The organism is Neisseria sp. HMSC070H10, from assembly GCF_001837635.1.
Taxonomy (GTDB): domain Bacteria; phylum Pseudomonadota; class Gammaproteobacteria; order Burkholderiales; family Neisseriaceae; genus Neisseria; species Neisseria subflava_A.
On sequence record NZ_KV833352.1, the window covers coordinates 44076 to 55190 of the forward strand.

Sequence of the window (11115 nt, forward strand, 5' to 3'; positions counted from 1 at the left end):
GCCCGCGACTTCCGAAGCACGACCGAAGCCATAGCTTGGAAAAAAGATAGAAGCGCGGGCTTCCGTACATAACAAGTTTGAACACTATACAAGGCTACGAGCCTGAATAAATAAGGCAAAACAATGTACTACTTAGGGATAGACGTATCAAAGAAAACCATAGACTGCTGTCTGATTTCAGACAGCATTTTTTATGAACGGAGGTTTGACAACATAGAGGACGGATTCAGACGGTTGGACGACTGGATACAGGAGTACACCACTGAAACGGTGCATTGCTGTTGCGAAGCGACAGGAATCTACCACGAAGCCATAGCCGCCCACTTAAGACAGAAACACATCGTAAGCATAGTCAATCCAAGCAAGATAAAAGGCTTTAGAGAAGCCGAACAGACACGAACCAAGACCGACCGACAGGACGCGAGGCTGATAGCCGAATACTGCCGACGAATGCAGCCCAAAGAATGGCAGCCGCCGACAGAAGAGCAAAAATACCTCCAAGCCATTACAGACTATATAGCCCGCCTTAAGCAGCAGAGAGCCGCAGAGCAGACCAAACACCAAACCGCCCCCGATACTATCCGCCATCACATACAGACCACCATAGACCATCTGAACAGACTTATAACAACCGTACAAAACGAACTCAAAGACTTCTACCGCCAAAATCCAATATACAACGAAAAGAAGAACCGCCTGAAAACCATAGACGGTATAGGCGAATCTGCCGCTTCCGTCCTGCTCGCCAAACTCACACGCTACGACTTTGCCAATCAAAACCAATTTGCCGCATATCTCGGTTTAGATCCAAAAATCAAAGATTCGGGAACAAGCGTCAAAGGAAAGCCCCGAATATCCAAACAGGGACAAAAGAACGCCCGTAAAGCCCTATATATGCCCGCACTTGTCGCCTACCGTATGAACGCATTTCCAGCCTTTACAGCTCGTCTCAAAGCGAGGGGGAAGCCCCCGAAGCTGATAATAGTCGCCATCATGCGCAAACTTGCCGTTATTGCCTACCAACTGTATAAAACAGGTAAAGATTACGACCGTTCCCGATACCGAAATTAGACATCGGCATGAAAAAACGCCCCGAAAAATCGGGGCGTAGACCTTGTGTATCTTTAAGATATGTAAATGTTGTTGACGGTGTAATACACTATCTTTTTTATTTAAAACGAAAATTTTAAACGGACAACAACGGATACTGCCGAACAATCGCGCGGATGATGGCGCGGTTGGGGTGTAGCGCGGTTCTCAGTCTTTGCGATAGTGGGTGCGGCAAGCCGAGTATTTCGGCCGCAATGGCGGCGGCGCAGATGGGGGCTGTCGCCAGGCCTCGCGTGCCGTGTGCCGTATTGATGTAGGCATTGGGCAGGTAAGGGCAGGGGATATTGTCGAGGCGGTAGTTTTTGTCCAATGCCAGCTTGGCATAGGCGGACTGCATGGCGGCAATGTCGCCGAGTGCGCCGACAACGGGCAAGTGGTCGAGGCTGTCGCAACGCAGGGCGGCATGGCCTTGTGTGTCTTGAAGGCCGTCTGAAAACGAATCTTGCTCAAACAGGGATTGTGCCAATGGCGGATTGAGCTGTTGCAGGGCGGTGCGGTTTTCGCTTTCTTCGTGCGGATACCAAGTTTCATCGTTGCTATTCAGGATAAATGTCGCGCCGTAGCAGTGGCGGCCTTGCCAGCTCGGGCTGATGTAGCTTTCGCCGGAAATGGCGCAACGCAGTTTTTGTGAAAACGGGCTGGCGGACACAACGCCGGTTTGGCCGCGGATTTGGCGGAAAGGCAGGGCGGAGAGATTGGTGTCGGCAGCAGTCGGGCTGTGCGCGCCCATACAGTAAACGATATGGCTGGAATTGAAATGCGCGTTTGGCGTGTGTGCCGTCCATTGTGTGCCGTCATGCGATACGGCAGTCAGCGGCGAGTGTTCGTACAACTCAATCAGCGGATGATTCAATAAGGTATGAACGACGGCAGGCGGATTCAGCCATACGCCTTGCGGCCAATAAAGGCCGTCTGAAAATACGTCCATGCCTGCAATGTGCGCAGCCTCTTCGGCGGATACGCTGCGGTAGAGGTGTTTATGCTGGTGTTGCAAACCCAAGGCTTGATTGCGTTTGCGTTCGCTTTCGTCAAAATTCAAATGCAATACGCCGTCGCCGCCCCATACGTCAGAATCAGGCAGCAAGTCTTCCAACAATCGGTGCGTGTAGCCGTAGCCTGTCAGCAGCAGCTCGGTTTGTTCGGTATCGTGTGGCGAGATTTTGGCGTAGAGCAAGCCTTGGCGGTTGCCGCTGCCTGCCTGCGCCGCTTTGCCTGCCTCCAAAACTGTAACGCGTACGCCGTGCTCTGCCAGTTTGCGTGCGGTCGCTGCACCGGCGATGCCTGCGCCGATAATCAGTACGTGTTCGGGCGCAGCTTGATGTTCAGGCCGTCTGAACCAAGGTTTCAGAGGAGAGGGGTGTGCTTGGGATATGGCTTCGGTTTGCCATTCGATATGATGGAAATGTTCGTGTAAGCGGTCGGCGCGGTGTGGTGGAACCAGCCAGAGATGCACATCAGGCAATAGGTTTTCTAAAACGTTGACGCTGTTGAACTGAAGACATTTCACGGCTTGAACGAGACGGTTGTTCAGACAGCCTTCAAGCTCGGAGGGATGATTGGACAGCGGAAAATCGGGAATATGGTTTTCAGGCAGGCAGACAATCAAATAAAGCGGCGCGGTATGTTGTTCGATCGCGCGGCAAAGGGTAGCAAGGGAAGGCGTGGTGTTCCAAGCAAGGCAGGTCATGATGAAAGGCCGTCTGAAAAAAGAGGCTTTATTGTAACGCGGTTTGCGCGGATAGAATATCCGAACGGGTTTTGATAGAATCGCATGATATTTTGATTTTCAATTGATTTTCATACAGGAATTTTATGCGCCGTCTTTTATTGTGCCTTCTCGCTTCCGGCTTGCCCATCGCTTGCTCGTCCGCGCCGCCGGATAACGGCAGCAAAGCCGCTCAGTCCGAACGCTGGGCAACCCCCGTCAAACACGATGCCAACCTTTATCGTATTGACGACAAGCTTTACCGCAGCGAGCAGCCTGTTGCCGAAGATGGGGAAGCCATCGTCAAACTGGGCATTCAAAGCGTGATCAACTTGCGCTTTTTCGACCGCAACGATGACGACCATTTGAAAGCGCATGGTTTGACCTTGCTAAACCGTCCGTTGCTGTCATGGAGCATTAAGCCGAAAGAGATTGCGGAAATCCTATACTTGATTGAAAAACAACAGCAAAACGGCGCAGTGCTTATCCACTGTTATCACGGTGCAGACCGTACTGGTTTGATTGCCGGAATGTACCGCATCATCTATCAAGGCTGGTCGGTAGAAGAGGCAAAAGCCGAAATGCAACATGGGCCTTACGGTTATCACAGCATTTGGAAAAATATTGCCAAGCTGTTTACCGAAGAGAAAGTCAAGCAGGTTAAAACGCACTTGGAAGTCTTGCGCAAACGCGGTTAACACCAAGATTTAAATCATAAAAGGCCGTCTGAAAGAACAAATCTTTCAGACGGCCTTTTTTAATGGCAGATTGCTTAAATCACAAAATCCGTAGTCGATAATTGAATGTTTTGATCCATATCGGCAGACGGAGTTTTGGAAGAGCGGCCGACCGGTTTGGCCGGTACGCCGACAACGGTAATCGAAGACGGTACGTCGGCAACCACCACGCTGCCTGCGCCGATTTTGGCATTTTCGCCAATGCGGATGTTGCCCAAAATTGAGGCATTCGCACCAATCATCACGCCATTGCCGATTTTCGGGTGGCGGTCGCCGCTTTCTTTGCCCGAACCGCCCAGCGTTACGCCGTGGAGGATGGAAATATTGTTGCCCAAGACGGCGGTTTCGCCGGCGACAAAACCGGTGGCATGGTCGAGCATCAAACCGTGACCGAAACGGGCGGCAGGGTGAATGTCAACACCGAAGACTTCCGACATGCGGTTTTGCAGGAAATACGCCAGCGTTTTACGGCCGTTTTGATAGAGCCAGTGGTTGATACGGTGCGCCTGTACGGCGTGGAAACCTTTGAAATACAACAGCGGCAGCGAATATTCGTCACAAGCTGGGTCGCGCTCATAAATGGCTTTCAAGTCGGCCTCGACGCATTTGCTGATACGGGTGTCCACGCTCAAAGCTTGTTGATAAATTTCAAACAGCGCACGCACATCCATAATCGGGCTGCCGAGCTTGCTGGAAAGATGGTAGGCAAGTACCGAATCGAGCGAATCGTGGCGTAACACGGTTTGGTGCAGGAAGCTTGCCAGCATCGGCTCGGCCGCGGCGGCCGCTTCGGTTTCTTCGCGGATGGTGTGCCACAGATTAAAATCGGTTGAATTCAAATGGTCTTTTTTCATGTTTGAGGCCGTCTGAAGAATAAAATCAGATGGCTATCTTACCGTTTTCCAACGTCTTTTAACAAGGCATTTGATAATCGACGTTCAAATGCTTGAAGTTTTTTCAGACGGCCTTATATATGAAATATCGAATATCAACACGCTAAAAGGATGTCAGAAATGACGGAGCATAACGAACAACATCAACACGAAGCAGAAGAAGCGGCAGCCGTAGAAACTGCCGAAACCGTTGAAACCAAACAAGCAGAACCGACTTACGAAGATCTGCAGGCGCGTGTCACCGAGTTGGAAGGTCAACTCAAAGACAGTGAGCTGCGCGGTTTGGCAAACGAGCAAAACCTGCGCCGCCGCCATCAGCAGGAAATCGCCGATACCCATAAATTCGCCGGACAAAAATTTGCAGCAGAAATGTTGCCGGTTAAAGATTATCTCGAAATGGCGCTGCTGGACCAAAGCGGCAATTTCGATGCGCTGAAAATGGGTGTGCAAATGACTTTGAACGAGCTGCAAAAAGCATTTGATGCCACACACATTAAAGAAATCAACCCGCAGCCGGGCGACAAACTCGATCCGCACCAACATCAAGCGATGCAGGCAGTCGTCAGCGAGCAAGAGCCGAATACCATCGTCAGCGTGATGAAAAAAGGCTATACATTGGCCGACCGCGTGCTGCGTCCTGCGATGGTTGTCGTGGCGAAAAAAGAAGATTGAAGGCACCGCTTGATAAAGTTTATCAAGCATAAAATCTTCAGACGGCCTTATCCGGTTTCAAAACCCGATATTCCGCTATTGGAAAATCATTCCGATAAACCGGAATCAGAAAATTAAAACCGGCCGTCTGAGAAAAGAATAAACGGCTTGTGGATAAATAAATCAAGTACTTGAATTTAATTTAAAAAAAAATTCAAATTAAGCCTTGAAAAAAAATGAAGCAACCTTATTTACAAGCCATCGGAACGAAATGTTCCACAGGATTATTAATTTAGAAAAGTTTATTTATTAGGAGCAACATAATATGGCAAAAGTAATCGGTATTGACTTAGGTACAACCAACTCTTGTTTGGCCATTTCTGAAAACGGTCAAACCAAAGTGATCGAAAACGCAGAAGGCGCACGCACCACTCCTTCCGTTATCGCTTATTTGGACGGCGGCGAAATCCTCGTTGGCGCGCCTGCCAAACGCCAAGCGGTAACCAACGCTAAAAACACTATTTACGCCGCCAAACGTTTGATCGGCCACAAATTTGAAGACAAAGAAGTTCAACGCGACATCGAATCTATGCCTTTCGAAATTATCAAAGCCAACAACGGCGATGCATGGGTGAAAGCACAAGGCAAAGAGCTGTCTCCTCCTCAAATTTCCGCAGAAGTTTTGCGTAAAATGAAAGAAGCCGCTGAAGCTTACTTGGGCGAGAAAGTCACTGAAGCCGTGATTACCGTTCCGGCCTACTTCAACGACAGCCAACGTCAAGCCACCAAAGACGCAGGCCGCATCGCAGGTTTGGAAGTAAAACGTATCATCAACGAGCCGACCGCTGCCGCTTTGGCATTCGGTATGGACAAAGGCGACAACAAAGACCGCAAAGTAGCCGTATATGACTTGGGTGGCGGTACTTTCGATATTTCCATCATCGAAATCGCCAACCTCGACGGCGACAAACAATTCGAAGTATTAGCTACCAACGGCGATACTTTCTTGGGCGGTGAAGACTTCGACCAACGCTTGATCGACTACATCATTGACGAGTTCAAAAAAGAACAAGGCATTGATTTGAAACAAGACGTAATGGCTCTGCAACGTCTGAAAGAAGCTGCTGAAAAAGCCAAAATCGAATTGTCCAGCGGTCAGCAAACTGAAATCAACCTGCCATACATCACTATGGATGCAACCGGTCCTAAACACTTGGCCATGAAAATTACCCGTGCCAAATTTGAAAGCCTGGTTGAAGATTTGATCCAACGTTCTATCGAGCCTTGCAAAATCGCATTGAAAGATGCCGGCTTGAGCACCAGCGATATCGACGACGTGATTTTGGTTGGTGGTCAAAGCCGTATGCCGAAAGTACAAGAAGCCGTTAAAGCCTTCTTCGGTAAAGAGCCTCGTAAAGACGTGAACCCTGATGAAGCTGTTGCCGTAGGTGCAGCGATTCAAGGCGAAGTATTGAGCGGCGGCCGTAGCGACGTATTGCTGCTGGACGTAACTCCTCTGTCTTTGGGTATCGAAACCATGGGCGGCGTGATGACCAAGCTGATTCAAAAGAACACTACTATTCCGACTAAAGCGTCTCAAGTGTTCTCAACTGCCGAAGACAACCAAAGCGCAGTAACCATCCACGTACTGCAAGGCGAACGCGAACGCGCTTCTGCCAACAAATCTTTGGGTCAGTTCAACTTGGGCGACATCGCACCTGCACCACGCGGTATGCCACAAATTGAAGTTACTTTCGACATCGATGCCAACGGTATCTTGCACGTTTCTGCCAAAGACAAAGGCACCGGCAAAGCGGCCAACATTACCATCCAAGGTTCTTCAGGTTTGAGCGAAGAAGAAATCGAACGCATGGTAAAAGATGCCGAAGCCAACGCTGAAGAAGATAAAAAACTGACTGAATTGGTCGCTTCCCGCAACCAAGCCGAAGCCCTGATTCACTCTGTGAAAAAATCTCTGGCTGACTACGGCGACAAACTTGACGCTGCCGAGAAAGAAAAAATCGAAGCTGCGTTGAAAGAAGCTGAAGAAGTAGTTAAAGGTGACGACAAAGCCGCTATCGATGCCAAAGCCGAGGCTTTGGGCGCAGCCAGCCAAAAATTGGGCGAAATGGTTTACGCTCAAGCGCAAGCCGAAGCCCAAGCAGGCGAGGGTGCACAAGCCGAGTCTTCCGCTAAGAAAGACGACGACGTTGTAGATGCTGACTTTGAAGAAGTAAAAGACGACAAAAAATAATTGATGCCGTCTGAAAAAAAGCGCGAATCGAAAGGTTCGCGCTTTTTGTCGTTTGGGAAATGTGTAAAGACGCTTTGTCAAAATTGACGGCAAACTTTCAAAACCATGCTATATCATCGTGTCGCCATACTTCTATTGCCGAATTTTGAACAGATTTCGCCGAATGCTGACAGCAGCTGACAGTCAAAGCCATTAATATTTGTCCATCGCTAATGAATGTGAATAAATTCTTATTTTTACCTCAAATCAACCCCTTGAAAGAAGATAAATATGAAAAAACTGATTCAAATGACCTCTTTGATAGTTGCGGCTGTCGGTTTGGTATTGGCTCCTGTCGCTTCTGCACACGGCAAACACGAAATGCATCCGAAACAAGAGCGTATGTACAAAAAAGCCAAACCGCAAAAAATGAAAAAACCTGCACCTAAAGCCAAACACCACGCAGCCAAGCCTAAACATCATCAAGAGCATCGCCACGAACATCATTAAGATGAATCCTCAACAATAAATAAGGCCGTCTGAAACCCAAACATCAGGTTTCAGACGGCCTTCGGTTTATCTGTCAAATAGCGCTTTGCCGTTTTTCTTGTGCAAAACGGGTTGGCTCCAGCCAGGCAATGTTTCTTTCTGCCAGCGCATCGCGCCAATAATCCAGTTTGGTATCCAAATCTTCAGAGAAACTGTCTTGATTCAAAAGCTGAATGATAACGCCGCCATCCGTAGCCTCGGCCAAGCGGCTGATTTGACGCAAAATGCCGCGATCGGGAACAGTTTGCGTGCGTACGCCGATGAGAAGTTGCGCCGGAGTTTGTTTCAATTCGGCTTCTAATTGTTCCAAATCTTTTCTGCCGGCAGCCACGCCTTTGTCTATCCATTCTTGCGCCAAAACGCCGGAAAACCAAAGCGGATCAGGCCATTCCGTTTCCAGTGTAACAGCCCATTTAGGAGCATTATTCAGCGTAATTTTAGACGAAACGGGAACAATGTTTTCCTGAAAATCATCGGCATCAACAATCTTCGTTTGCCATGCGCGAAGGATGTTTTGATAGTAGGGCTGATTCAAATCCAACCATTCGCGAAGGGTTTTTAAAGTAATCTTGCAAGCCAGCCAAGCAAGCAAGCGTGGCAGAATGCCATAGCAGATAATGCTGCCGATGAGTAAACCAGCCCAAGCGCGCGCATCTTCGATATGGTTGTTCAGACGGCCTGCAATCACAGCCTGACTGTCGGGAACAGGAAAGCCCAAACGTTCCGGCAGCCATGACAAAGCCTCAACCGTTTTCACCAATGCCGTATTGCTTAAAAGCGTACTTTCCCAGTTGAACGTATATTGACGCACCAAAAGCAGCAGCAAAACAGAAACCAACATTCCCGACAGCGTACAAAGCCACAGGCCGTGTGAAGTTGCACCAATCAGCCAACGCGTTTGCGGTTTGCGCCATTCATTCACATAAAGCCGCAAAATTGCCTGATTGACCGGGTCTTTACCTCGGAACCAAGTTGCCGGACTGCTGATAAAGTGCACATTTTTCAAACGTAGGAATAAAGTCGCCAGCCACACCAGCAGCATGACTGTATTCATGCCCAAAATCCCGGCCAAGACCAGAAAAAAGTTCAGCCCCTGATTGTCCATCAAAAGATAAGTGCTGGAAAAACCGACCGTAAATAACAACGTCGCCGCAACAATCCAAAGCCAAAACGAGCCTGTCTCCACCTGTTGCAACGCATATTTCAAATGCTGGTCGCGGTCAATAATTTGGGCGCGGCGTATCAGTTTTTCCTCATTGCCGCCATCAATATGTCGCAACGCTTCCGTCGCCTGCACAGGATCTCCCGGAAAAATATAGGCACGTTCTTCAAGGATACGGACCAATTCGACAAGTTTTTGCGATGGATTCAACATAAATGATAGGCCGTCTGAAAGATAAAATGGAAACGTCTGTTATACCCACAAATAAACCCCTTTTTTGCAAAGGTCAAAAAATTAAAAGCAGTTTTGATTTTGAATAGGGTATATAGTGGAATAGATGTAAAAAAAGCAGCCCGAAAGCTGCTCATTTTGAGTGTGGTGCGGACGGAGAGACTCGAACTCTCACACCTCGCGGCGCCAGAACCTAAATCTGGTGCGTCTACCAATTTCGCCACGTCCGCACTAATTTGAACCGTGGATTATACACAAGATTAATGGGGGCGCAAAGTCTTGTTTGCTTGAATTTTTCGGTTTATCCCTTATATAATGGTTTATTCCGGCCGTCTGAAAGCAGGGTTTGTTTTCAGACGGCCTCAACTTTACTATTGGTGAGGAAGGGCAGATGCCTGCTTTATTGATTAAAGATTTTTTGCAGACGCAAGGTTTGAAGTTGCCTGCGGATGAGATACATGTTGCTTATTTGACTACCCAGGCTGTGATTAAAATGGGCAATGCTTCGGTTGAGCGTTCGATTTTGTGGCCGTCTGAAAATGGTTGGCAGTTGGCGGATTATGTCGATGCCGAACATGAATTGTTGCTGAAACAGATTTTTATGGCTTTGGATTCGGTTGCCGAGCGCACCGAGCATTTGAAAAGCGCAGCCGTTTATACTGCGTTTCCGAAAGATGGTGCGTTATCGCTGGTTCGACTGAGCCGTTGGGGCATGCCGTTGGAAAATGTGATTCCAATCGACGAGCAGGCCGGACAGGCTTTTTTAGCTGTGCGTACGGCGCAAAGCGGTTGGATGAATGTTTGTCAGAATGTGGCGTATTGGCAGGAAATTGGTGAATTGTCGGCCGAACGCAATCATCCCGGTTTGAGCCAGATTTCTGTTCCTGTCTGTATGTCCAGCGGTGCAGTTTTAGGCGTGGTATATGCTGAATTTGATGTCAAGGACGGTGCGCCTGACGAAGTGTTGGTGGCCTGGATTGCCCTTGCATTAGCCTTGGCAGAACCTTTGAAAAACCTCTTGGGCGTAGCTGAAAACGAGGAAGCGGAAAATGAGTAACGCGTTGAAGTTTGTCGCGTCATGCCGTTTGCCTACGGAATGGGGCGAATTTACCATGCACGGCTTTGAAGAAGAGAGCGGTCAGGAACATGTCGCATTGACGATGGGCGATGTTTCAGACGGCCTGCCTGTGTTGTCGCGTATTCATTCTGAGTGCCTGACCGGTGATGCTTTATTTTCAGTGAAATGTGATTGCGGCCCTCAGCTTCAAGCAGCGATGCAGGCCGTTCAGAAAGAAGGGCGTGGCGTTATCGTATATTTGCGCCAAGAAGGCAGGGGCATTGGTTTGATAAACAAAATCCGTGCTTATCGTCTGCAAGATCAGGGCTTGGATACGGTCGAAGCCAATGTAGCGCTCGGCCTTCCTGTTGATGCGCGCGACTTCACTTTGGCTAAGCAGATTTATGATTATCTGCATATTCGTGAAGTCAAGTTGTTGACCAATAATCCTGAAAAAATCCAAACGTTGAAAGATTCCGGCATTAATGTGGTCGAACGGATTGCATTACATGTCGGCGAAAATGTGGAAAATGAACGTTATCTGCATACTAAAGCGGATAAATTGGGGCATTTGATTTTCGATTGATAGATGGGTATAACGGTAATTTTTGCGGTTAAATAAAATATTCTATATTCTTTCAATGGGATATATTTTTATTTAAATAAAAACCTTGCGCGTAGCCTGATTTTTTGATTTAATATCGGCTTATCGGGTGATTAGCTCAGTTGGTAGAGCGTCTGCCTTACAAGCAGAATGTCGGCGGTTCGACTCCGTCATCACCCACCA

Annotated in this window: 10 protein-coding genes and 2 tRNA genes; 8 read left to right on the forward strand and 4 right to left on the reverse strand. The window is 48.4% G+C overall.

Going from position 1 to position 11115, the window contains the following annotated elements; all coding sequences use genetic code 11:
• The first annotated feature begins 123 nt into the window (after positions 1-123).
• Complete coding sequence (locus tag HMPREF2606_RS01055; protein WP_070583839.1) at positions 124-1071, forward strand: IS110 family RNA-guided transposase; 948 nt, start codon at positions 124-126, stop codon at positions 1069-1071.
• 115 nt (positions 1072-1186) lie between these two features.
• On the opposite strand, the gene mnmC is transcribed toward HMPREF2606_RS01055, so the two are convergent.
• Positions 1187-2797, reverse strand: a complete 1611-nt coding sequence (gene mnmC / locus HMPREF2606_RS01060) for an FAD-dependent 5-carboxymethylaminomethyl-2-thiouridine(34) oxidoreductase MnmC1 (protein WP_070843157.1) — start codon at positions 2795-2797, stop codon at positions 1187-1189.
• 125 nt (positions 2798-2922) lie between these two features.
• Here mnmC and HMPREF2606_RS01065 point away from each other — a divergent pair, with 125 nt between their 5' ends.
• On the forward strand, positions 2923-3513 hold the full coding sequence (locus HMPREF2606_RS01065; protein ID WP_070583841.1) for a tyrosine-protein phosphatase: 591 nt from the start codon (positions 2923-2925) through the stop codon (positions 3511-3513).
• A gap of 74 nt (positions 3514-3587) precedes the next feature.
• On the opposite strand, the gene cysE is transcribed toward HMPREF2606_RS01065, so the two are convergent.
• Positions 3588-4406, reverse strand: coding sequence for a serine O-acetyltransferase (cysE, locus tag HMPREF2606_RS01070; RefSeq protein ID WP_070592110.1), 819 nt, complete (start codon positions 4404-4406; stop codon positions 3588-3590).
• A 150-nt stretch (positions 4407-4556) separates the two neighbouring features.
• Here cysE and grpE point away from each other — a divergent pair, with 150 nt between their 5' ends.
• From grpE to HMPREF2606_RS01085, 3 genes are all read left to right on the forward strand, one after another.
• On the forward strand, positions 4557-5117 hold the full coding sequence (grpE, locus tag HMPREF2606_RS01075; protein ID WP_070711972.1) for a nucleotide exchange factor GrpE: 561 nt from the start codon (positions 4557-4559) through the stop codon (positions 5115-5117).
• A 304-nt stretch (positions 5118-5421) separates the two neighbouring features.
• Positions 5422-7350 (forward strand): molecular chaperone DnaK, encoded by a 1929-nt coding sequence (gene dnaK, locus HMPREF2606_RS01080; RefSeq protein ID WP_070843158.1) that lies wholly within the window; start codon positions 5422-5424, stop codon positions 7348-7350.
• Positions 7351-7620: 270 nt separating this feature from the next.
• Positions 7621-7839, forward strand: coding sequence for a hypothetical protein (locus tag HMPREF2606_RS01085; protein ID WP_070843159.1), 219 nt, complete (start codon positions 7621-7623; stop codon positions 7837-7839).
• Between the two features lie 73 nt (positions 7840-7912).
• Here HMPREF2606_RS01085 and HMPREF2606_RS01090 read toward each other — a convergent pair whose 3' ends face one another.
• Together HMPREF2606_RS01090 and HMPREF2606_RS01095 are read right to left on the reverse strand one after the other, a co-directional pair.
• Positions 7913-9253: a DUF2868 domain-containing protein gene (locus HMPREF2606_RS01090; RefSeq protein ID WP_070843160.1), complete on the reverse strand. Its 1341-nt coding sequence runs from the start codon at positions 9251-9253 to the stop codon at positions 7913-7915.
• A gap of 163 nt (positions 9254-9416) precedes the next feature.
• A tRNA-Leu gene (locus HMPREF2606_RS01095) sits at positions 9417-9501 on the reverse strand.
• A gap of 161 nt (positions 9502-9662) precedes the next feature.
• Between HMPREF2606_RS01095 and HMPREF2606_RS01100 the strand changes: the two genes are divergently transcribed.
• The 3 genes from HMPREF2606_RS01100 (at position 9663) to HMPREF2606_RS01110 (ending at position 11115) form a co-directional block, all read left to right on the forward strand.
• Complete coding sequence (locus HMPREF2606_RS01100) at positions 9663-10328, forward strand: hypothetical protein (protein ID WP_070843161.1); 666 nt, start codon at positions 9663-9665, stop codon at positions 10326-10328.
• Complete coding sequence (gene ribA, locus HMPREF2606_RS01105) at positions 10321-10914, forward strand: GTP cyclohydrolase II (RefSeq protein WP_070843162.1); 594 nt, start codon at positions 10321-10323, stop codon at positions 10912-10914. The genes HMPREF2606_RS01100 and ribA overlap by 8 nt, the downstream gene beginning before the upstream one ends.
• A gap of 125 nt (positions 10915-11039) precedes the next feature.
• Positions 11040-11115, forward strand: a tRNA-Val gene (locus tag HMPREF2606_RS01110).

What these genes read in the sequence shown, in the direction of transcription:
- cysE (WP_070592110.1), bottom strand. Translation starts at nt 4,406, where the DNA reads ATGAAAAAAGACCATTTGAATTCAACCGATTTTAATCTGTGGCACACC.
- mnmC (WP_070843157.1), bottom strand. Translation starts at nt 2,797, where the DNA reads ATGACCTGCCTTGCTTGGAACACCACGCCTTCCCTTGCTACCCTTTGC.
- HMPREF2606_RS01085 (WP_070843159.1), top strand. Translation starts at nt 7,621, where the DNA reads ATGAAAAAACTGATTCAAATGACCTCTTTGATAGTTGCGGCTGTCGGT.
- ribA (WP_070843162.1), top strand. Translation starts at nt 10,321, where the DNA reads ATGAGTAACGCGTTGAAGTTTGTCGCGTCATGCCGTTTGCCTACGGAA.
- dnaK (WP_070843158.1), top strand. Translation starts at nt 5,422, where the DNA reads ATGGCAAAAGTAATCGGTATTGACTTAGGTACAACCAACTCTTGTTTG.
- HMPREF2606_RS01065 (WP_070583841.1), top strand. Translation starts at nt 2,923, where the DNA reads ATGCGCCGTCTTTTATTGTGCCTTCTCGCTTCCGGCTTGCCCATCGCT.
- grpE (WP_070711972.1), top strand. Translation starts at nt 4,557, where the DNA reads ATGTCAGAAATGACGGAGCATAACGAACAACATCAACACGAAGCAGAA.
- HMPREF2606_RS01100 (WP_070843161.1), top strand. Translation starts at nt 9,663, where the DNA reads ATGCCTGCTTTATTGATTAAAGATTTTTTGCAGACGCAAGGTTTGAAG.
- HMPREF2606_RS01090 (WP_070843160.1), bottom strand. Translation starts at nt 9,253, where the DNA reads ATGTTGAATCCATCGCAAAAACTTGTCGAATTGGTCCGTATCCTTGAA.
- HMPREF2606_RS01055 (WP_070583839.1), top strand. Translation starts at nt 124, where the DNA reads ATGTACTACTTAGGGATAGACGTATCAAAGAAAACCATAGACTGCTGT.